Below are 21,080 nucleotides of genomic sequence, written 5' to 3' on the forward strand. Positions count from 1 at the left end.
GCCGCCGCGGGCAAGGCTTCAGTGACCCTTCAGCGCGTAGATGCCCGGGGCATTGCGCCAGTAGCCCTTGTAGTCCATGCCGCAGCCGAACAGGAAGCGGTCGGCGACATCGAGACCGGTGAATTCGGCACGCATGCCCGGATAGGCCTTGCGGTCGTGCATCTTGTGCACCAGCACGGCCGAATGGACCTCGCGTGCGCCTTCCTTCCTGAGGTATTCGATGATCGCGTTGAGGGTATGGCCCTCGTCGAGGATATCGTCGAGCACCAGCACCACCCGGTCGCGCAGGTCCTGGCTGGGGCGCACCCGCCAGTCGAGCAGGGTGCCCTGCAGTGCGTGGCCGTAGCGGGTGGCGTGCAGATAGGCGACTTCAAGCGGAAAATCGAGCCGCGGCAAGAGGCGGCCGGCGAGGATCAGGCCGCCGTTCATGACCACGTAGATCAGCGGATTGCTGTCCTTCAGGCGTTCGGTGATGCCTGCCGCCAGGGCGTCGAGTGCGGCTTCGATCTGTGTTTCGTCACACAGGCAGTCGGCTTCGTCACGGGCTCGGCGGATTTCGTCCAGATCGATGGTCATGGTGGGTGCTCGGCGGCGGAGATGCGGTCGGGGAGCGGGTTGGGCATGCGCTCCCGGGCGTGAGGGCGCCTGCCGCGGGGCTGCGTTCAGGCGTCCGGTGTGCCCGATTCTAGCCCGGAACGCAGGCCCGGGACACGACCTGCCCGCGGAATGGGTGTTGCGGCGCAGCAAAACAATGGCCGGGCGGATCGGCAGGGAGTACACTCGCGCCGTCGTGCCGGACCGTCCGCAGCGGGACGAAAGGTGCGGCGCCCGATTTCCCGCCGCGCGAGGTTTTCATGTCCATAGTCGAGATCAAGCATCCGCTGGTGAAGCACAAAATCGGCCTGTTGCGCGAAGCCGAGATCAGTACCAAGAAGTTCCGCGAACTCACCGCCGAACTCGCCCGCCTGCTGGCCTACGAGGCCTGTCAGGATTTTCCGCTGGAGCGCGTGACCATCAAGGGCTGGGATGGTCCGGTCGAGGTCCAGCGCATCAAGGGCAAGAAGATCACCGTGGTGCCGATCCTGCGTGCCGGCATCGGCATGCTCGATGGCGTGCTCGACATGATCCCGAGTGCCAAGGTCAGCGTGGTGGGCATCGCCCGCGACGAGGAGACCCTCAAGCCGGCGCCGTATTTCGAACGATTCGTCGGTCAGCTGACCGAGCGCATGGCGCTCATCATCGACCCGATGCTGGCCACCGGCGGCTCGCTGGCGGCGACCTGCGAGATGCTCAAGCGCAAGGGCTGCGGCCAGATCAAGGCGCTGGTGCTGGTGGCCGCGCCCGAGGGGATCGCCGCAATGGAAGCCGCCCACCCCGACGTCGAGATCTACGCGGCCAGCATCGACAGCCATCTCAACGAGGTGGGTTACATCATCCCCGGCCTCGGTGATGCCGGCGACAAGATCTTCGGTACCAAGCACGGTTGAGCGTCGCGGCCCGTGTTGCGGGCGGCGCGCGGTTCCGTTTCGACGAGGAGGCCGACAGAGCCTGCCTGCCACAACATTCTCTCAATCGCATTGCGTACGGAGGCTGCGCGATGCCCGGAGAAACAGCAATGCGTGAAATTCCCGTTCAGGACGGTGAGCCGGTCTGGCGGCAGGCGATCGCCGGTGCCCAGATCCTCTTCGTGGCATTCGGCGCTCTGGTGCTGGTGCCACTGCTTACCGGTCTCAATCCCAGCCTGGCCCTGCTCGGTGCAGGGGTCGGCACCCTGATGTTCCAGGCGGTCACCGGTCGGCAGGTGCCGATCTTCCTGGGGTCGAGCTTTGCCTTCATCGCACCGATCATCTATTCGGTCCAGACCTGGGGCATGCCCGCGACGATGGGCGCGCTGGCCTGCGTGAGCCTGGTGTATTTCGTCTTTGCGGCCTTGGTGAACCGGCATGGCGCCGAGATCGTGCATCGTTTCATGCCGCCGGTGGTGATCGGGCCGATCATCATGATCATCGGTCTGTCGCTCGCCGCGGTGGCGGTGAACATGGCGATGGGCCGGAGCGGCGACGGCGCTGTCGAACTGGTCCCGTATGGCACTGCGATGCTGGTAGCGGTGGCCTCGCTCGTCACCACCGTGGCAGTGTCGGTGTTCGCCCGCGGCTTCCTGCGCCTCTTGCCGATCCTCTCCGGGGTGCTGGTTGGCTACCTGCTGTCGGCGGCGCTCGGCCTGGTCGACTTCAGCAAGATCGCGGCCGCGCCGTGGTTCGCCGCGCCGGATTTCGTTGCGCCGGTATTTGAATGGACCGCAATCCTGTTCATGCTGCCGGTGGCGCTGGCGCCGGCGATCGAGCATGTTGGCGACGTGGTGGCGATCGGCGGAGTGACCGGCCGGGACTACACCGAGAAACCGGGCCTGCATCGCACCCTCGCCGGCGACGGCCTCGCGGTGCTGTTTGCCGGCCTCATCGGCGGGCCGCCGGTCACCACCTATTCCGAAGTGACCGGCGCGGTCACCCTGACCCGCAACTTCAACCCGGCGGTAATGACCTGGGCCGCAGTGCTGGCGGTGGTGATGGCCTTCTTCGGCAAGTTCAACGCGATCCTGCAGTCGATTCCGGTGCCGGTGATGGGCGGCATCATGATGCTGCTGTTCGGGTCAGTGGCGAGTATTGGCCTGAAAACGCTGGTGGCAGCGCGGGTGGACCTCGACCAGCCACGCAATCTGGTGATCGTGTCCACGGTGCTGGTTTTCGGCATCGGCGGCCTCGCCCTCAAGCTCGACGGTTTCGCCTTGCAGGGCGTAAGCCTGTGCGGCGTCGTGGCGATCATCCTCAACATGGTGTTGCCGCGGACGCGAGCCTGATCGCCGCGGGCCCTACCTGCGGGTCTTCAGCGCGCGATCGGCGCCGCCGACAGCGGCGAGCGCGCTGCGCGCCCGCCTGTAGAGCTGCCAGCCGATGACGCCGCGCCGCAGCCAGCGCACGGTAGCGCGCGGCTTGAGCACCAGCAGGCCGATTGCCAGGGTGGTCACGATCGGCGCGTTGTCTCGCAGCCAGTTGGCGCCATCGCGCAGCCGGTCCACCTGGTCGAGCGCGTCGCCGATTCCGCCGAGCCGGCCGGCCATGTCCTCGCGCTGCATTCCGGCGCGGATCTGCAGGCGCTGCTTGTGCAGGGCAAGTTCGACCAGCTCGGGGCTCATTCGCCATGCCGCAGTGTTTCGCGGTCCTGCGAAAGTTCCGCCAGACTGGCGGAGAACAGGCGGTTGCTGCGCTTGAATTCGCGGGTGGCCCGGCCGGCAGTGAACAGCCCCGCCACAAACAGCGCCGCGGTGGAGATGCCGAGCACCAGCAGGCGGTGTTCGTCCCACCACAGAACCGTCAGAAAGACCGCCAGGAACACCACGCCGAAGGCGAGGAAGAGCGCCGAAAGCACGGTATTGAAAAGGAAGCTCGCGGCGCGCAGTTTCTCCTCGCGGACCTCGACGACGAGCAGCTCGATCCGCGTCTGGACGGTTGCCAGCGTACTGTCGATCAGCCCACGCAGGCTGGCCGACAGTCGCTTGTGAGGGGTGTCACCCATCGTCTCAGCGACGGCCGATCAGAAGCCCCAGCAGGAAAGTTACGCCCGCCGCGGCGCCGATCGCGCGCCAGGGGTTGTCATGAACGTAGTCGTCGGTGGCCTTGGCGACGACCTTGCCGCGCGCCACCACCTCCTCTTCGAATTCGCTGAGTCGGCCCTTCGCCGCGCCGAGCCGGTCGCCGAGGCGGCTGCGGACATCGGTGATCTTGTCGCCGGCCTGCCCGGCGGTGAGCTTGAGCAGTTCCTCGGTATCGGTGATGACCGCCTTGAGATCCGAAACGAGTCTGCTGGTATTGACCTGGCTGGTGTCGCTCATGCTGAACTCCTTGATGCTGGATAAGTGAGCGCCGGGGAAATCCCGGCACGTTCGAATACTGCGCCAGACTAGACCTGTGGCGGGCGAACTGCAATTTCGCCCCCCGGCGGCGCGGTGCTGCAGGCCCTCCGGAAGTGATCGAGGAACACCCGCAGACGGGGTGGCATCTGTGCGCGGCTTGGGAAGTACAGATGCGCCACGCCAAGTGAAACCGCATATTCGTCGAGCACAGCCACCAGCGAGCCTTCGGCAAGCTCCTGCGCCACGATGGAGCCTACTGTCTGCGCCAACACCAGACCGCGGCGCACCAGTTCGAGTTCCGCCTGGAGATCGTTTACGGTGAAGCGTCCGCTCACGTCGACTTCCAGCGGCAGCCCGTCGCGCTGGAACGTCCAGCGCGCGATCCGCCCGCTCGAAGCGTAGCGGTAGAGCACGCAGTCGTGCCCATCCAGGGCCTCGGGTGTCGCGGGTGGGGGGTGGCGGCGGAAATATTCCGGCGCACCGATGGTGACGAGACGTTCCGGGCCGCCCAGCGGTACGGCGATCATGTCGGCGGCAATCTGCCCGCCCATGCGCACCCCCACGTCGAAACCGTCGGCGACGATATCCACGAGGCGGTCCTCGAGCGCGAACTCGAGATTGACCTCTGGGTGACGCCGCGAGAATTCCGCGAGGTGGGGTGCGAAGAAGCGGGTGAAGGTCATCCGCGGCAGGGTGACGCGTACCGTGCCGGCCGGGCGGCTGCGCTGCGCCTCGAGCACGTCGAGTGCGCTGCCGAGGCTGGCCAGGCCTTCACGCACGCCTTCGAGGATGCGGGCACCTTCCTCGGTGAGGGCAACCCGGCGCGTGGTGCGCGCCAGCAGGCGTACGCCCAACCGGGACTCGAGACTGCGCAGCGACTGTGACAGCGCCGAGGCGGACAGCCCCATTTCCTCCGCGGCACGGCTGAAGCTGGCGTGGCGTGCAACGCATTCGAAAGTGACCAGGGCAGGCAGGAGCAGCGGATCGATTTTCAAGGATGGCTTCAAAGTGCATTCACGATTGAGGAGTCGATCTTAATACCCAACATGTCTAAGCTGAACCCAACAGTGCCGTGACGTGCGCTGGTGATCAATGTTTTGCCCTCACGGAGATTCCCGATGATCCAGTTCAGCCTCAACGGGCAGTCGGTAAAGACCGATCTGCCCGCAGACACCCCGTTGTTGTGGGCAATCCGCGACGGCTTCGAACTCACCGGCACCAAGTACGGCTGCGGCATGGGGCTGTGCGGTGCATGCACCGTTCATCTCGACGGCAACGCGGTGCGCTCGTGCTCCACGCCGCTGTCGGCGGTGGCCGGCAAGCAGGTCAGCACCATCGAAGCGGCGGGTGAGGCACGTGTCGGCGCGGCGGTACAGGCCGCTTGGCAGAAGCTCGACGTGGTGCAGTGCGGCTACTGCCAGTCGGGGCAGATCATGTCGGCGATTGCCCTGCTGAGCAGCAACCCCCGGCCGGATGATGGCGAGATCGACGCGGCGATGGGCGGTAACGTGTGCCGCTGTGCCACCTATGTGCGGATTCGCGCGGCGATTCACGAAGCCGCCCGTTCGCTGGCTTGAAGGAGGCGCTCCTCATCATGAACAACCGGACACGAATCGAAAACCTGTCGCGTCGCGACTTCCTCAAGCAGGGCGGCGGCCTCACCCTGGCACTGGTGCTGCCCGGCGTGGCCGCGGCGGCCGGCGCCGGGCCGGGCATCGCCGGCACCGCGCCGGTGGTGAAGGGTGATTTCACTCCCAACGCCTTCGTGCGCATCGGCAGCGACGACACCGTCACCGTCATCGCCAAGCACCTCGAGATGGGGCAGGGCACCTACACCGGACTCGCCACGCTGGTTGCCGAAGAGCTCGATGCCGACTGGGGCCGGGTGACAGTGGAAGGCGCACCGGCCGACGCCGGCCGCTACAACAACCTCTTCTGGGGGCCGGCGCAGGGCACCGGCGGCAGCACCGCGATCGCCAACTCCTTCATGCAGCTGCGCCAGGCCGGCGCGGCGGCGCGGGCGATGCTGGTCTCTGCCGCTGCCGCGCGCTGGCAGGTGCCGGTCGGCGAGATCACGGTGCGCGAGGGCGTGGTCAGCCATGCCGCAAGCGGTCGTTCCGCCCGCTTCGGCGAGCTCGCCGAGGCTGCCGCCGTTCAGCCGGTGCCGACCGAGCCGGTGCTCAAGGATCCGTCCACCTTCCGTCTCATCGGCCGTCATGTGCCGCGCAAGGACAGCCTCGCCAAGACCACCGGCAAGGCCATGTTTACACAGGATGTGCGTCTGCCTGGCATGCTGGTCGCAGTGGTCGCGCATCCGCCGCGCTTCGGCGCCACCGTGCGCGCGGTGCGCGACGACAAGGCGCGCGCGCAGCCCGGCGTGGTCGACGTGGTGCGCATTCCCACCGGCGTCGCGGTACTGGCGAAGGACACCTGGAGCGCCAAGAAGGGCCGGGACGCGCTCGAAATCGATTGGGACGAGTCGGCGGCCTGGCGCGGCAGCACCGAGGCGGTGTATGCACGCTACCGCGAACTGGCTGGCACACCCGGCAAGGTCGCCCGCCGCGACGGCGATGCCGAAGTGGCGTTGGGCAAGGCCGCGCGGGTGATCGAGGCCGAGTATGAGCTGCCCTTCCTCGCCCACGCGGCGATGGAGCCGATGAACTGCGTGGTTCGCCTCGACAAGGACCGCTGCGAAGTGTGGAACGGCGAGCAGTTCCAGACCGGCGACCAGCACGCGCTGGCCGCGCTGCTCGGCCTCAAGCCCGAGAACGTCCATCTGAACATGCTCTATGCCGGCGGCAGCTTCGGGCGGCGCGCTAACCCGCACTCCGATTACCTGCTCGAGGCAGCCAGCATCGTCAAGGCGATCAACGGTCGCGCGCCGGTCAAAATGGTGTGGATGCGCGAGGACGACATGCGCGGTGGGCACTACCGCCCGGCCTACGTGCATAGCATCCGCGCGGCGCTGGACGGGGCCGGTCGGCCGCTGGCCTGGTCGCAGCGCATCGTCGGCCAGTCGATCATCGCCGGCACGGCGTTCGAGTCGGGGATGGTCAAGGACGGTATCGATGCCACCTCGGTGGAAGGCGCGGCGAACCTGCCCTATGCGGTGCCCAACTTGCAGGTGGAGCTCCACACTACCAACGCCGAGGTCAGGGTGCCGGTGCAGTGGTGGCGCTCGGTGGGCTCGTCGCACACCGGCTTCGCGACCGAGGTGTTCCTTGACGAGCTGGCCAGCGCGGCCGGCGCAGACCCGGTCGACTACCGGCTGGCCCTGCTCGAGGCCCATCCGCGCCACGCTGCGGTGCTGCGGCTTGCCGCCGACGGCGCCGGCTGGAAGGCGCCGCTGGCAAAGCGCGAGGGCGTGCGCCGCGGCCGTGGCGTGGCGCTGCACGAATCCTTCAACACGATTGTCGCGCAGGTCGCGGAAGTGTCGCTGGCCGCCGATGGCAGCTACACGGTCGACCGCGTGGTGTGCGCGCTCGATTGCGGCGTGGCGGTCAATCCGGACGTGATCCGTGCGCAGATGGAGGGCGGCATCGGCTTCGCGCTGACTGCCGCGCTGGCTGGCGAGATCAGCTTCGACGATGGCAAGGTGGTGCAGTCGAACTTTCATGACTACACCATGCTGCGCATCAACCAGATGCCGAAGGTCGAGGTGCACATCGTGCCCTCCGCCGAGAGGCCGACCGGGGTTGGCGAGCCCGGCGTGCCGCCGCTGGCGCCGGCGCTGGTCAATGCCCTCTTCGCTGCCGGTGGCAAGCGCATCCGCCGCCTGCCGATCGGCGAGCAGCTCAAGGCCTGAGGAGGCGAGGCGATGGACAGTCTCGATCTGGAAGTGCTGCGCCGCGCGCGCAGCTGGCTGGCGGAGGGCCGGCGGGTGATGCTCGCCACGGTGGTGCGCACCTGGGGTTCCTCGCCGCGGCCGCCGGGCGCGCTGCTGGCGCTGCGCGAGGACGGTCGGGCGGTCGGCTCGGTGTCGGGCGGCTGCATAGAGGACGACCTCATGGCCCGTCTTCGTAGCGAAGGCATGCCGGCCACGCCGCGGCGGGTCAGCTACGGTGTGGGCGCGGAAGAGGCGCGCCGCTTCGGCCTGCCCTGCGGCGGCACCATGGAGCTGGTGCTCGAGCCGCTTTCTTCACCCGCGCCGCTCGACGCCTTGCTGGCGCGTCTTGCCGCGGGCGAGCTGGTGGAGCGGCGGCTGCATCTTGCCAGCGGCCGCAGCACTCTCGCCATCGCCCATCCCGAGCAGGCGCCCGGGCTCGATGGGGACGCCCTGGTGAGTGTCTTCGGCCCGCGCTACCGGCTGCTGCTGATCGGTGCCGGTCAGCTCTCGGCGAGCCTCGCGCGGATTGCGCTCGACCTCGATTTTGCGGTCACGGTTTGCGACCCGCGCGAGGAGTGGAGCGACGAGTGGCGTGTGTCCGGCACCTCGCTGACCCGCGAGATGCCCGACGACGTGGTCATCGCCATGCGCCCCGACGCGCGCACCGCGGTGGTGGCGCTGACCCATGATCCCAAGCTTGACGATCTCGCGCTCATGGAGGCGCTGCGCTCGCCGGCCTTCTATGTCGCGGCATTGGGCTCGCGCCATAACAATGCGGCACGGCGCGCGCGGCTGCGCGAGTTCGATCTCGACGAAGCACAGGTGGCGGCGCTGCGCGGACCCGCAGGGCTTTACATCGGCAGCCGTACGCCCGGCGAGATCGCAGTGTCGATCGCCGCCGAACTGGTCGCCGCAAAGAACGGCGTGGCGCCCGAGCGCGTGCTGCCGGTGGCCGAAGCCAAGGCCGCGCTGGAGATCGCCGCGGATACGCTGTCAGCCTGCCGCACCGGCTGATGCCGGTTCAGGGCATTCTGCTGGCGGCCGGTTATGGGCGGCGCTTCGACGCCGAGGGCGGGCAGGACAAGCTGCTGGTGCAGATGGATGATGGCAGGCCGGTGCTGTGGCACAGCGCGCGGGCGCTCACCGCGGTATTGCCGGATTGTATGGCGGTGATCCGCCCGGGGCAGGCCCTGCGTGCGCGCTGGCTCACCGAGGCAGGCTGCCGTGTGCTCGAGAGTGCCGCGGCCGCGGCCGGCATGGGCAGCGCGCTGGCCGCCGCAGTGGCCGCCAGTCGTGGCGCCAGCGGCTGGGTGGTGGCGCTCGCCGACATGCCCTGGCTCGACGCCTCCGCGGTTGCGGCGGTCGCCGCGGGAATCGATGCGCCGCAGCGCCTGGTGGCCACGGCGCATCAGGGTCGTCGAGGCCACCCAGTGGGCTTCGGTCCCACCTGGGGTGAGCAACTGGCGGCGCTGACGGGGGACACCGGCGCGCGCGCGCTGCTTGCCGGGCAGGACATCCGGCTCATCGACTGGCCTGACGATTCGGTACTGCGCGACATCGACCGCCCGGCCGATCTGGATCGGACGCAGGCAGGTCCGCGCCGAGGCGCAGCGGCTTAGCGGCTCAATGCTTCAGCGGGTGAGCGGCAGCGCGGCGCCCATCAGCGCGAACAAACCGCCGCAGACCCGGTTGAAGCGCCGGCCGGTGCGCTCGAGCCAAGGACGGATGCGGTGGGCGAGCCGCGCGAGCAGGTATTCCACCCCGAACTCCACCAGCGCGAAGCTCGCCGCCATCACCACGAACTGCTGCCACAGGCTGCGCCCCGGATCGATGAACTGGGGCAGGAAGGCGCCATAGAAGAGCAGCACCTTGGGATTCGAGATCGCCGCCAGCAGGCCCTGGCGGAACAGGGCGCGGTTTTTTCGCGGGACGGCCGTCGCGTCGGGCGTCAGCCGGATCGGAGGGGCGCGCCACAGCTGCACGCCGAGCCATATCAGGTAGGCGCCACCCGCGAACTTGAGGATGACCAGCGCGTTTGCCGAGGCCTGGAGCAGGGCGCCGATGCCGAGCATCGACAGGGCGATGAGTAGTACGAAGCCGGCGCTGCCGCCGGCGATCGTGAACAGCGAACGGCGGTGGCCGTAGAGCGCGCCGTGGGTGAGTGCGAGCAGGCTGTTGGGGCCGGGTGTGAGTGACAGGCCGACTACGGCAAGCAGGTAGATCAGCCAGGTATGGAGCGCCATGTCAGACAATCGCCAAAGGTGTGCTGGTAGGGGGCATCGCGGGAGTGGTCGCCGGCATCACGGTGCAAAGTCGTAGTCGATGGTAAGCGGTGAGTGATCGCTGAAGCGTGCGTCCTTGTAGATCCCTGCCGCATTGGCCGTCGCCGCGATGCCTTCGGTGGCGATCTGGTAATCGAGCCGCCAGCCCACGTTCTTGGCCCAGGCCTGGCCGCGGTTCGACCACCATGTGTAACAGGCGTCGGTGGCTTCGGGATGCAGGCGGCGGTAAACGTCGATCCAGCCCTGCTCGTCGAACAGCCGTGACAGCCAAGCCCGTTCTTCGGGAAGAAAGCCGGAGTTCTTCTGGTTGGATTTCCAGTTCTTGAGATCGATTTCGCGGTGCGCAATGTTCCAGTCGCCGCACACGATCACGTCGCGGCCGGAAGCCCGCAATTCGGCCATGTGGGGCAGGAAGCGATCCATGAAGCGGTACTTGGCCTGCTGCCGTTCGTCGGAACTCGAGCCGGACGGCAGATACAGCGAGACGACCGAGAGGGGGCCGAAATCCGCCTGAAGGTAGCGCCCTTCGGCATCGAACTCGCCACAGCCGAGCCCTTCGACGACCCTGTCCGGCTCGCGCCGGGCGTAGATGCCGACACCGCTGTAACCGCGCTTCTCGGCACAATGGAAGTAACCGTACATGCCATCCGGGCTGCGCATTTCCGCGTTCATGTCGGGAAGCTGTGCCTTGAGTTCCTGGAGGCACACTACGTCTGCGCGTTGTTCGGCGAGCCACGGGAAGAAGCCTTTGCTTGCTGCCGAGCGTACGCCGTTGAGGTTGGCGGTGATGACGCGTAACATGCGGTGTCCGGTTCCCTGGGAATTAATCTAGCGTGGATTTTAGCCGCGATTTCATTCAGCTTGCCTGCGACAAGGGCGTGCTGCGCTTCGGTGAGTTCATCACCAAGGCTGGCCGCAAGTCGCCGTATTTCTTCAATGCCGGCCTTTTCAACGATGGCGAATCGTTCGGTCGCCTGTGCGATTTCTATGCGCGCGCGATCGTCGCGTCGAAGCTCGAGTTCGACATGCTCTTCGGCCCAGCCTACAAGGGTATCCCGCTGGTCGCCGGGACGGCAATGAAACTCGCCGGGATGGGACGCAACGTGCCTTTCTGCTTCAATCGCAAGGAAGCCAAGGATCACGGCGAAGGCGGCACCCTGATCGGTGCGCCGCTCGTCGGCCGGGTGCTGATTCTCGACGACGTGATCTCTGCAGGTACTTCCGTCCGTGAGTCGGTGAAGATCATCGATCAGCACGGCGCCACGACCGGCGGTGTGGTGATCGCGCTCGACCGCATGGAGCGTGGTCAGGGCGAGCTCTCGGCGGTGCAGGAGGTGCGCCAGCAGTACGGCGTGCCGGTAGTGTCGGTGGCAAGCCTGGTCGACCTGATCGGCTTCCTGTCCGACAGCGATGAACTCGCCGACAATCTCGCCGCGGTGCGGCAGTATCGTGTCACCTATGGAATCGATGCGGCGGCCTGAACTCCTCTGCGCATTGCTGCTCTGCGGCCTGCTTTCGGGCGGGGCTGCGGTCGCGGGCGGCGGAAGCATATTCTGCTGCGACGATGCCAGTGGTCGGACGGTGTGCGGCGATGTGCTGCCCGCACAGTGTTACGGGCGTGCGTATCGCGAGATCAGTCCGCAAGGCATCGTTCGCCGGGTCGTGGCGGCGCCCATGAGCCCTGCCGAACTTGCCCGCCAGCGCGAGGACGAGCGCCAGCGGCGCCTGGAGGAGGAGCGCCAGCGCATCGACCGGCTGCGCGACAAGGCCCTGCTCGAGACCTATCCGAACCTGGACGACATCGAGGTGCAGCAACGACGCGCTGAACTCGAGGTCGAGCGCGATATCGAAGCTGCGCGCAAGCGCGAGGCCGAACTCAGGCAGGCTCGTGTGGCACTGGACCGCGAGGCCGAGTTCTACGCGCGCCGGCCCATGCCGCCGAAGCTTGCCAAGGATCTGCGCGACAACGAGCTCGAGTTGCTGGCGCAGAAGAGTGTCATCGATTCGAAGCGGCGTCAGTTGGAGGCGATCCGCGCGCGTTATGAAGAGGACCGCCAGCGCTACCAGGAGATTCTCGAGCGCCGCGGCGCACACGCGCGCTGAGTCTTTGCCAACCGGCGCATCCGGATGGCCCGGTCCTGCCCTGCATCTGAATGTCCTGTCGGAGCGGCTTCATGAGTAACGACTCCCCCCGTATCGTCCGTGCCGCATGTCCGCACGATTGCCCCGACACCTGCGCGATGGAAGTGACCGTCGAGCAGGGTCGTGCAGTAAAGATCCGCGGCGCAAAGAGCCTGCCGTTCACCAACGGCGCGTTGTGCACCAAGGTCGCGCACTATCTCGAGCGGGTTTATTCGGAGCAGCGGCTGCTCTACCCGATGAAGCGCGTCGGCCGCAAGGGCGAAGGTCGTTTCGAGCGTATCGGCTGGGACGAGGCGCTCGATACGATCGCCGACAGATTCCGTGCCATCGCCGCCGATGATCCGCGCGCCATCCTCCCTTACAGCTACGCCGGCACGATGGGGCTGGTGCAGTCCTCGGGCATGGATCGGCGCTTCTTCCACCGGCTCGGCGCCTCGCTGCTGGATCGCACGATCTGTGCCTCTGCCGGTGCGGCGGGCTGGAAGGCCACCATCGGCGCGGGGGTCGGCATGGACCCCGAGGCCATCGTCGAGGCCCGGCTGATCATCGTCTGGGGCGGCAATCCGGTGGTCTCGAACCTCCACGGTTGGCGCTACATGCAGGAGGCCAAACGGCGCGGCGCACGCCTCGTGGTGATCGATCCATGGCGCTCCGAGACGGCGCTCAAGGCCGATCTGCATCTCGCACCGATGCCCGGCACCGATGCGGCGCTGGCGCTGGCGATGATGCAGGTGCTGATCGACGAGGATTTGCTCGACCACGACTACATCGCCAGCCACACGCTCGGTTTCGATGCCCTCGCCGAACGGGTACGCGAATGGACGCCCGAGGCGGCCGCCATGCATACCGGCCTGCCGGCCGAGGTCATCCGCCAGCTGGCGCGCGACTATGGCAAGGCCGCGCCGAGCGCGATCCGCCTTAACTATGGCCTCAATCGCTGTGCCGGTGGCGCTGCCGCGGTACGCGCGATCGCCTGCCTGCCCGCGCTTACCGGTGCCTGGCGGCATGCCGCGGGCGGGGCCCTGCTGTCGACCTCCGGCAGCTTCCCGGTGGACGTGCGGGCGCTCGAGCGCCCCGATCTCTATCCCGATGCGGCCGCGCGCCCGCCACGCACCGTCAACATGTCGCAGATCGGCGAGGCATTGCTTGGCGCGGACGACCCACCGATCCGCGCGATCTACGTCTACAACTCCAATCCGCTGGCGGTGGCGCCCGACAGCAACCGGGTGCGCGCGGGTTTCATGCGCGAAGACCTCTTCTGCGTGGTGCACGAACAGTTCCAGACCGACACCGCCGATTACGCCGACATCCTGCTGCCGGCCACCTCGCAGCTCGAACACCGCGACGTGCACAAGGCCTATGGGCACCTCAACGTGGTGGACAACCAGCCGGCGATCACGCCACTCGGCGAGGCGAGGCCCAACAGCGAAGTGTTCCGGCAGCTCGCGCAGCGCCTCGGCTTTTCCGAGCCGGCCCTGTTCGAATCCGACGACGAGATCGCCGCGGCGGCCTTCAAGCAGCGTGACATGCGCGCGCTCGGGCTCTCCGGCACGCTGGCGGAGCAGGGCTGGGCGCGGCTCAACCTGCCGCGGCCCTATGCGCCGTTTGCGCGTGGAGGGTTCTTCACCCCCTCCGGCAGATGCGAGTTCTTTTCGCAGGCGCTCGCCGATCAGGGCATCGATCCGTTGCCGCGCTACGTGCCGCCGCACGAATCGCCGCTGAGCAACCCCGAACTGGCGACACGCTACCCGCTTGCGATCATCTCGCCGCCGGCGCGCAATTTCCTCAATACCAGTTTTGCCAACATGCCGCGCTTCCTCGCCCAGGAGGGCCGTCCGACGCTTGCCATCCATCCCGATGACGCCGCGGCGAGAGGCATCGCCGAGGGCGACCGGCTGCGTATCTTCAACGACCGTGGCGCCTTTCATGCCCATGCCGTGCTGACCGATGGCGCTCGACCGGGTCTGGTGGTGGCGCCGTCGATCTGGTGGCAGAAGCTTTCGGGCGACGGGGAGAACGCCAATGCGGTGACCAGCTCGAGGCTCACCGACATGGGGGGCGGCCCGGTGTTCTACGACTGCCTGGTGGAAGTGGCCATCGCGTGAGCCAGCGCCCCGGGCTGCAGGCCTCGCCGTGGCTGGCGCTGCATCTTGCGGTCCTGCTGTTCGGTACCGCGGGCCTGTTTGCACGCGGGCTGTCGATTTCGTCGATCAATCTCGTGTTTGCGCGTACCGCGATCGCAGCGATTGCGCTCGCGTTGGTGTGGCGGTTCGGCGCCGCCGCGCGAGGCCGCCAGACCTTCGGCTGGTGGCTGCTGCTCACCGGCCCCTTGCTGGCGATCCACTGGGCGAGCTTCTTTCACGCCATCCAGGTCGCCTCTGTGGCGATCGGATTGCTCGGCTACGCGAGCTTTCCGCTCTTTTCGGTGAGCTTTGCCTGGCTGGCCGGCGAGCGACCGCGCCGTAGCGATCTGCTCGGAGCCGGGGCGGTCAGCGTCGGCCTGGTGCTGCTGGTGCCGCAATGGTCGATCGACAACAGCGCAGTGCAGGGCCTGATCTGGGGCCTGCTGTCGGGCGCCACCTTCGCTGCGCTGACCATGGTCAACCGGCGCCAGGTGGGCTCGGTCGATCCGGTGGCACTGGGTTACGCGCAGAATGCGGTTGCTGCGTTGTGTCTGTTGCCCTGGGTCAGCTGGCCGATCGCCGCAGGCGGCGTCGAGTGGGGTGCGCTGTTGGCCCTCGGCCTGGTGTGGACTGCGCTCTCGCATACCCTCTTCATCACCGCGCTACGCGCCGTGCCGGCGCAGGAAGCGGCCGTGGTGGCCAGCCTCGAGCCGGTGTATGGAATCGCGCTGGCGTGGTACCTGTTCGGCGAAGCACCGGGCGCGCGGGAATGGATCGGCGGAGCGATGATCGTTGGGGTCAGCGTGTGGCTGACGTGGACGCGTAGGGGTGAGCGGCGCCGAACGTGACCATTCGCGACTGGCCGCGCTCGGGCGTGTTCGTTTGCCGAGGCGGGTGCTACGTTGGGATCGATCAGGCGGATGCCGGAGTCGCAAACGGCTCCCGGCATCCGCCACCGTCGAGCCCTTAGACCGACCTCGCGGCCTTGCGCCGGCGCATTGCCCCCACGCCGAACAGGCCCAGCGCTGCCAACGCCAGGCTTCCGGGCTCGGGCACGGTACCGCCGCCGGTCGAGCCGCCACCGGCCGCAAAGCAGATGATGTCTTCGAGCGTCTGCTGGACGGTCGTGCCACCCACGTCGCTCGAACCCTGCTGCACGTAGCCGCCGCCGGTATCACCGAAGGTATAGCCGCCGAGCACGCCGCCGGTTGCCATCGTCTTGAAGAGTTCCGGAACGCCGGCCGAGGGGTCATCGGTCACCCAGCCGATCACGAAGGTGTTGGTGCTGATGGCGAGCTGGTTGGCAGCATAGGCGACGTCGTAGTCGGCCTGGTTGACCGGGGCCCCGTTCTCGGTGCCTTCGTCGCCGATGGTCACGATGGCCTTGTAGTACTTCTGTGCTCCGACCGCATCGTTGTTCCAGTTGTAGAAGTTGATCAGATCGATCACCGCCGGGCCGTTGTCTTCCGAGGAGTTGGACTGTGCGGTGCCGCCTGCACTGGAAACGAGGCTGGTGACGGATTCGTTGAAGATGCCGCTTGATCCGACGATCGACATGAATCGTGCCCGTACGAAGCAGTCGATGTTCGGGCAGCTCAGATTCTGGACGGCCGTTTGCGCCGAGGCGCCGATGGCGGCAATGTCGTCACTCATGCTGCCGCTGGTGTCGATCACGAATACGATATCGAGAATACTGTCGGCGGTCGCCTGGCTTGTTGCGTCGCCGCCTTGAATGAACGTTGCGTGCGCGGAACCGCTCAGCGCCGCAGTGGCAATTGCGCAAACTTTGAGCGCATGTCGAAATCTACTGGTCATCATGTAGGCTCTCCCTGAATTGCAACCGAATTAATTGCATGCTGCGCAATGCAAAATGCGGGCCAGATCTAAAATCTGTTAGTAAACATTGACTTGTGAGACATATAGGTGTTTTGCCTACATTTTTTGTAAGAAAATCCGACACACGAATTTGCAAGATGGATCGGCTTAAGCCTGCGGCATACCGTCATCCATTCCGGCGTATTGAGCGAGGCGCCGTTCGACGGGCTGTGCGATGCGCGCCCGGATCGAGCCCCGTCGATCCGGGGATGTGTCTCAAGTCCTGTGCCCGAGGGCCGATGTAATACGGGATAATTCCGCATCTTCGCGCGGTGCTCGCAATACGTATTTCCGGACCCATGTCAGACCCATCCATCCTCGACGAGCTCGCCGAGCTCTGCCGGCAGGCCGGGCGCATTCTTTTCGTCACTGGGGCGGGCATGTCCGCCGACTCGGGTTTGCCGACCTATCGTGGGATCGGCGGTCTCTATCACGAACGTCATACCGATGACGGGGTCCCTATCGAGGTTGCCTTGTCCGGAGCGATGCTGCGCAAGCAGCCGGAGCTGACCTGGAAGTATCTGGCCGAGATCGAGGCGGCCTGCCGTGGTGCGAAGCCCAATGCGGGCCATCGTGCGATTGCCGCGCTGGAGGGACTCGGACCCAGCGTGACGGTCTTGACGCAGAACGTGGATGGGTTGCATCGCGCGGCGGGGTCGCGCGAAGTGATCGAGATTCACGGCAGCCTGCACCGGCTGGTATGTACCGAGTGTGGTCGTGGTCGTCCGGTCGAAGACTATCGCGGCATGCAGTTGCCACCGGGCTGCCCGACCTGTGGCGGGCTGGTGCGGCCGGATGTGGTGCTGTTCGGTGAGGAGCTGCCGATGCCTGCGCTGTTGCGTCTCGAGCACGCGCTGGAGGCAGGTTTCGACCTGGTGTTTTCAGTCGGTACCACCAGTGTCTTCCCCTACATCGCGGCGCCGGTGCATTGGGCGCGGCGCGCCGGGGTGCCGACGGTGGAGATCAACCCCGGCGAAAGCAGCGTCAGCGGGATCGTCGACTTTCGTATCCGTGCGCGGGCGGCCGAGGTGCTGCCCGCACTGCTCGAGCGCTGTGCCGGCTGAAACGCGGGTTCAGTCGCGCAGCGTGGCGGCCGTTGCGGGCAGCGGGGTGATGCTCGCGCCGTGGATGTCGTCTTCCGCGTGCTTGCGCGCTTGTCGGGCGGATTCCTGCAGCGCCGCGAGGAAACCGTCGGCCCAGCGCTGAAGGTCGTTGCTGCGGACGATGTCGAACTGTTCGCGCAGTCGCGTACGAGCCTCGTTGCGATGCACCGTGGTGGCGTAATAGCACTTGTCGCGCAGATCCTTTGGGTCGTGCGGATTGGTGAGGATCGCCCCGTGGAGTTCGGCCGCGGCGCCCGCGAATTCCGACAGCACCAGCACGCCGCTGCCCTCGGTCAGTCCCTGGGTGGCAACGTATTCCTTGCACACCAGGTTGAGACCGTCGCGCAGCGGGGTGATCCACATTACGTCGGCCATCGCGTAATAGGCGACCACCTCGTCGAACGGGAAGGCGCGGAAGAAGAATTGCACCGGCGTCCAGCCGACACGTGAGTAGCGGCCGTTGATGCGTCCTACCGCCTGCTCGATCTGGGTCTGCAGGGTGCGGTAGATGGTCATCTCGCGGGCTGCCGGCACGCAGATGGTGAGCAGCGTGACCTTGCCCTGCAGTTCGGGATATTCGTCAAGGAGCTGGTCGAAGGCCTCGAGCTTCTCGAGCGTGCCCTTGGTGTAGTCGAGCCGCTCGACCGAAAGGATCATGCGCTGCCCCTTGAGGTCGCTGCGCAGGCTTTCCATGCGCCGGGTGGTTTCGGGCTGGGCCAGTGCGGCCTTCACCCGGTCGATGTCGAGCCCGACCGGATGCGCACCGAGGCCGATGCGCCGGCCGTGTACCTCGATCGCTGTGGTCATCTCCTCGAGTCCCACCGCGCAGCCGTAGGTGCGGAAGGTGGGCGCGCAGTTCTTCACCTCGAGTACCTTGACCGAGGCCACGCCGCGCGCCACGTCCACGAAATTCTCGGCCTGGCGCGGGATGTGGAAGCCGATGTAGTCGCATTGCAGCAGGCTGCCGACGATCTCGCGCCGCCATGGCAGCACGTTGAACACGTCGGCCGAGGGGAAGTAGGTGTGATGGAAGAAGCCGATCACCAGGTCGGGCCGGAACTCACGCAGGAAGGCCGGCACCATCCACAGGTTGTAGTCGTGGATCCACACCGTGGCGCCTTCGGCAGCCTCGGCCGCGGTGCGCTCGGCAAACAGTCGGTTTACCTTCAGATATACCTCCCAGTCGTCCTCGCGAAAGCGCGCACGCTCCCAGAAGGTGTGCAGCGTCGGCCAGAAGGCCTCCTTGGAGAAGCGTTTGTAGAAGATGTCGACTTCCTGCTTGGAGAGCGGCACTCGCGCGCACACCAGCTCGGGGTACTTGCGTGGTTCGACCCGGGTGTGGGTTTCGAAGGCGCCGCGCCTGGCGTCGTGCACAGACCAGGCCACCCAGGCACCCTTGCGGCCGCCTCCGAAGAAGGACAGCAGCGTGGGCAGAATGCCGTTGGGCGAGGTGTGGCGGCGGCGCACCTGCTTGCCGTCCTCCCAAGCCTCTTCATAAGGCAGGCGGTGGTAAACCATGACCAGCTCGGACTTGCCCGCCTGGTTGATGGTACGGCTGGCCGCTGCGAGGCCCCCTTCGCCGATGAAATTGAAATGCACGATGGCCTCGAGGATGCCGCCGCAGCCGGTGTGTCGGGCGTGGAAAGCGCGCGAGCGGTCGCGGGTCGCTTCCAGCAGGGCACGCTCCGATTCACCGACGCAGACGCCCTTGAAACCGGCTTCGTACATCGACAGGTCATTGAGGGTGTCGCCGGCCACCAGCACATCGTCCGGATCGATCTCGAGCAGGTCGACCAGTTTGCGCAAGGTGCTGCCCTTGTTGGTGTCCGGCGGCAGGATGTCAAGGTATCGGTCGGCCGAGTAGAGCACGTCGCAGCCGAGCTTTGCGGCGACTTCATCGATGCCGTCAGGGATCCGTCCGGGTGCGCAGAAATAGGAACAGCGACGCTGCTGCGGGACGTCCTGGCGCTCCAGGTCGGGAAACACCGACAGCGCCGAGGCGACCGCGCGCTCGCCGGGCCAGCGCTTTTCGATCTGTTGCTGGATCGGCTGCACTGGTTGCAGGGTGTTGCCTTCGACGATGGTCGCGCCCACGTCGCAGATGATGTAGTCGGGCGAGGGGATGGTCGGGTCGGTGAGCAGGGGCATCACGACCTCGAGACCTCGGCCGGTGACGAAGACCAGCTTGATGTCGCTGTGGTCGGCGATCAGTTGGTAGAGCTGGTTGCGGGATTCGGCTTCCCCCGCGAGGAAGGTACCGTCAAGGTCGGTTGCGATCAGCATGTGCGTTCTCCTCGTGCTTCCGATTGGATGGACGCCGACAGCCGTCGACGAATGTGATGTCCCTCAACGCGACGTCTTTGCCCCCGCCTGCATCGTCGCTTCGCTGCCGGGTATCATTTCCAGCACTGTCGTGGAGGTTCGCAGCATCGGCATGAAGTGGCCCGGCTCGGATATCTCGGGCTCGCTGCGGTGCAGGCTGGTGAAGGCGGTCAGGGCCAGCAGCAACTGCATCACGCCGAAGTGCAGCGGAAGTGCTTGCGGACCGATCCAGTCCATGGCCAGCCCCGCCACCAGCGGGCCGATCGCCGCCCCGACGCCATGGATCAGCAGCAGACCGCTCGAGCCGCTGACCAGATCGTCCTGCGGCAGATGGTCGACCAGCAGCGCTACCGCGATCGGGTATACCGCGAAAGCCAGCCCGCCGTAGAGCGCCACCGCGGCCACAGCCCACCGGCCCGCGAACGACGAGGCGGCAAGCCCCCCCGCCGCGAGGGCCGCGGCCAGCGCCACCACGGCCAGCGCGAAGCGTCGATCGCGGCTGTCCGAAAAGGCGCCCAAGGGCCATTGCAGCAAGGCCCCTCCGAGGATTGCGGCGCTCATGAAGAGCGCGATGCCGTCGTCGGCGAGACCGATCCGGCCGGCATAGACCGCGCCCATTCCCCAGAAGGCGCCCATGGCGAGACCCGACAAGAAACCTCCCGTCACGGCTACCGGCGCCGCGCGCATCAACGGGCGCAGCGAGAAGGATGCCGCCGTGCCTGCATGCGGCTGACTCAGGCGGGTGGCGCTGACCGGCATGACGGCGAGGCAGACCAGCAGGGAAGAGACCGCGAACAGGGTGAAGGACGAGGGTGAATCGATCCGCAGCAGTTGCTGTGCCGCGGCCAGTGCGCCCAGGTTGACCATCATGTAGATGGCGAAGATGCGTCCGCGTTGTTCGCGCGGGGCCTGACTGTTGAGCCAGCTTTCGATGATCGTGTAGAGCGCGACCAGTGCCGTGCCAGTGAAGATTCGCAGCGCAATCCAGCTGGCCGGGGTGACCAGCAGACCGTAGAGCAGGGTGGCCGCGGCCGTGGCGGCGGCGAAGAATGCAAAGGCACGGACGTGGCCGATGCCTCGGATCAGCGGTGGCGCGATGAACGAGCCCGCAAGAAAGCCCACGAAGTAGCCGGAACCGATCAGTCCGAGGAAGACGTCGCTGAACCCCTCGGCGCTGCCGCGCACGGCGAGCAGGGTGCCGAGCAGGCCGCTGCCCAGCAGGAGCAGGGCAACGCCGGCGAGCAGCGCGGTAATCGGTACCAGGTGTTTGATCATGATTGCCGCTTCAGGCGGGGGCTGCGGGGGCGTCGGGAGAGAGGCAACCGGAAGTGGGGCAGCGGTTCTTCGATGCCGTGGCGAATCGATAGTCCGACGCGTGACGCAGCAGGCCTGAAGATGGAAATAGTTTCGTACAAATATAAAACATCGATTGCTGCATTGCAAAATTAATCGCCCGGCTCCGTGTCCAGACAGCTGATTAGCCGATAGAATTTGCGA

Annotated in this window: 21 protein-coding genes; 11 read left to right on the forward strand and 10 right to left on the reverse strand. The window is 66.6% G+C overall.

The features are described from left to right. Positions 1-18 precede the first annotated feature (18 nt). Positions 19-576 carry a hypoxanthine-guanine phosphoribosyltransferase gene (locus GQB03_RS05950; protein WP_159685990.1) on the reverse strand — a complete coding sequence of 186 codons (558 nt, stop codon included), beginning with the start codon at positions 574-576 and terminating at the stop codon, positions 19-21. Positions 577-854: 278 nt separating this feature from the next. On the opposite strand from GQB03_RS05950, the gene upp reads away from it, so the two are divergent. After that, positions 855-1,487 carry a uracil phosphoribosyltransferase gene (upp, locus tag GQB03_RS05955; protein ID WP_159685993.1) on the forward strand — a complete coding sequence of 211 codons (633 nt, stop codon included), beginning with the start codon at positions 855-857 and terminating at the stop codon, positions 1,485-1,487. Positions 1,488-1,615: 128 nt separating this feature from the next. Continuing rightward, on the forward strand, positions 1,616-2,857 hold the full coding sequence (locus GQB03_RS05960) for a uracil-xanthine permease family protein (protein ID WP_159685995.1): 1,242 nt from the start codon (positions 1,616-1,618) through the stop codon (positions 2,855-2,857). A gap of 12 nt (positions 2,858-2,869) precedes the next feature. Here GQB03_RS05960 and GQB03_RS05965 read toward each other — a convergent pair whose 3' ends face one another. The 4 genes from GQB03_RS05965 to GQB03_RS05980 form a co-directional block, all read right to left on the reverse strand. Beyond that, on the reverse strand, positions 2,870-3,193 hold the full coding sequence (locus tag GQB03_RS05965) for a YqjK-like family protein (protein WP_159685997.1): 324 nt from the start codon (positions 3,191-3,193) through the stop codon (positions 2,870-2,872). After that, positions 3,190-3,573 carry a phage holin family protein gene (locus GQB03_RS05970; protein ID WP_159685998.1) on the reverse strand — a complete coding sequence of 128 codons (384 nt, stop codon included), beginning with the start codon at positions 3,571-3,573 and terminating at the stop codon, positions 3,190-3,192. The genes GQB03_RS05965 and GQB03_RS05970 overlap by 4 nt, the downstream gene beginning before the upstream one ends. Before the next feature lie 4 nt (positions 3,574-3,577). Then, complete coding sequence (locus GQB03_RS05975) at positions 3,578-3,889, reverse strand: DUF883 family protein (RefSeq protein ID WP_159686001.1); 312 nt, start codon at positions 3,887-3,889, stop codon at positions 3,578-3,580. Between the two features lie 68 nt (positions 3,890-3,957). Beyond that, on the reverse strand, positions 3,958-4,905 hold the full coding sequence (locus GQB03_RS05980) for a LysR family transcriptional regulator (RefSeq protein ID WP_235026963.1): 948 nt from the start codon (positions 4,903-4,905) through the stop codon (positions 3,958-3,960). A 123-nt stretch (positions 4,906-5,028) separates the two neighbouring features. Here GQB03_RS05980 and GQB03_RS05985 point away from each other — a divergent pair, with 123 nt between their 5' ends. The 4 genes from GQB03_RS05985 to GQB03_RS06000 are packed head-to-tail and all read left to right on the forward strand — an operon-like array spanning position 5,029 to position 9,355. Then, the gene (locus GQB03_RS05985; RefSeq protein WP_159686005.1) at positions 5,029-5,487 is read left to right on the forward strand and encodes a (2Fe-2S)-binding protein; all 459 of its coding nucleotides are present in this window, start codon (positions 5,029-5,031) and stop codon (positions 5,485-5,487) included. A 17-nt stretch (positions 5,488-5,504) separates the two neighbouring features. Beyond that, a complete protein-coding gene (locus GQB03_RS05990) occupies positions 5,505-7,715 on the forward strand; it encodes a xanthine dehydrogenase family protein molybdopterin-binding subunit (RefSeq protein WP_159686006.1) in 2,211 nt (736 codons plus the stop codon). Positions 7,716-7,727: 12 nt separating this feature from the next. After that, entirely contained in the window at positions 7,728-8,750 is a 1,023-nt protein-coding gene (locus GQB03_RS05995; RefSeq protein ID WP_159686008.1) for an XdhC family protein, read from the forward strand. Beyond that, complete coding sequence (locus tag GQB03_RS06000) at positions 8,750-9,355, forward strand: nucleotidyltransferase family protein (RefSeq protein ID WP_159686011.1); 606 nt, start codon at positions 8,750-8,752, stop codon at positions 9,353-9,355. The genes GQB03_RS05995 and GQB03_RS06000 overlap by 1 nt, the downstream gene beginning before the upstream one ends. 12 nt (positions 9,356-9,367) lie before the next feature. Here the strand turns inward: GQB03_RS06000 and GQB03_RS06005 are convergent, their stop codons facing one another. Further along, positions 9,368-9,979, reverse strand: coding sequence for a LysE family translocator (locus GQB03_RS06005; RefSeq protein ID WP_159686013.1), 612 nt, complete (start codon positions 9,977-9,979; stop codon positions 9,368-9,370). 57 nt (positions 9,980-10,036) lie between these two features. Next, positions 10,037-10,819 (reverse strand): exodeoxyribonuclease III, encoded by a 783-nt coding sequence (locus tag GQB03_RS06010; RefSeq protein WP_159686016.1) that lies wholly within the window; start codon positions 10,817-10,819, stop codon positions 10,037-10,039. A 32-nt stretch (positions 10,820-10,851) separates the two neighbouring features. On the opposite strand from GQB03_RS06010, the gene pyrE reads away from it, so the two are divergent. The 4 genes from pyrE (at position 10,852) to GQB03_RS06030 (ending at position 15,131) form a co-directional block, all read left to right on the forward strand. Next, positions 10,852-11,499 carry an orotate phosphoribosyltransferase gene (gene pyrE, locus GQB03_RS06015; RefSeq protein ID WP_159686018.1) on the forward strand — a complete coding sequence of 216 codons (648 nt, stop codon included), beginning with the start codon at positions 10,852-10,854 and terminating at the stop codon, positions 11,497-11,499. Between the two features lie 193 nt (positions 11,500-11,692). Further along, positions 11,693-12,121, forward strand: a complete 429-nt coding sequence (locus tag GQB03_RS06020) for a hypothetical protein (protein WP_235026964.1) — start codon at positions 11,693-11,695, stop codon at positions 12,119-12,121. A 71-nt stretch (positions 12,122-12,192) separates the two neighbouring features. Beyond that, entirely contained in the window at positions 12,193-14,265 is a 2,073-nt protein-coding gene (locus GQB03_RS06025; RefSeq protein ID WP_159686021.1) for a molybdopterin-containing oxidoreductase family protein, read from the forward strand. Beyond that, positions 14,262-15,131 (forward strand): DMT family transporter, encoded by an 870-nt coding sequence (locus GQB03_RS06030; RefSeq protein ID WP_159686023.1) that lies wholly within the window; start codon positions 14,262-14,264, stop codon positions 15,129-15,131. Before GQB03_RS06025 ends, GQB03_RS06030 begins: the two co-directional genes overlap by 4 nt. A gap of 118 nt (positions 15,132-15,249) precedes the next feature. Here GQB03_RS06030 and GQB03_RS06035 read toward each other — a convergent pair whose 3' ends face one another. Continuing rightward, positions 15,250-16,101: a PEP-CTERM sorting domain-containing protein gene (locus tag GQB03_RS06035; RefSeq protein ID WP_200832125.1), complete on the reverse strand. Its 852-nt coding sequence runs from the start codon at positions 16,099-16,101 to the stop codon at positions 15,250-15,252. Between the two features lie 356 nt (positions 16,102-16,457). Between GQB03_RS06035 and GQB03_RS06040 the strand changes: the two genes are divergently transcribed. Next, on the forward strand, positions 16,458-17,222 hold the full coding sequence (locus GQB03_RS06040) for an NAD-dependent deacylase (RefSeq protein WP_159686026.1): 765 nt from the start codon (positions 16,458-16,460) through the stop codon (positions 17,220-17,222). 9 nt (positions 17,223-17,231) lie between these two features. Here the strand turns inward: GQB03_RS06040 and ggpS are convergent, their stop codons facing one another. Both ggpS and GQB03_RS06050 read right to left on the reverse strand, forming a co-directional pair. Further along, positions 17,232-19,544 carry a glucosylglycerol-phosphate synthase gene (ggpS, locus tag GQB03_RS06045; RefSeq protein ID WP_159686029.1) on the reverse strand — a complete coding sequence of 771 codons (2,313 nt, stop codon included), beginning with the start codon at positions 19,542-19,544 and terminating at the stop codon, positions 17,232-17,234. 63 nt (positions 19,545-19,607) lie between these two features. Further along, positions 19,608-20,858 (reverse strand): MFS transporter, encoded by a 1,251-nt coding sequence (locus GQB03_RS06050; RefSeq protein ID WP_159686031.1) that lies wholly within the window; start codon positions 20,856-20,858, stop codon positions 19,608-19,610. Positions 20,859-21,080: the final 222 nt, after the last annotated feature.

The organism is Cognatazoarcus halotolerans (assembly GCF_009800965.1).
In the GTDB taxonomy this organism is placed as follows: domain Bacteria; phylum Pseudomonadota; class Gammaproteobacteria; order Burkholderiales; family Rhodocyclaceae; genus Cognatazoarcus; species Cognatazoarcus halotolerans.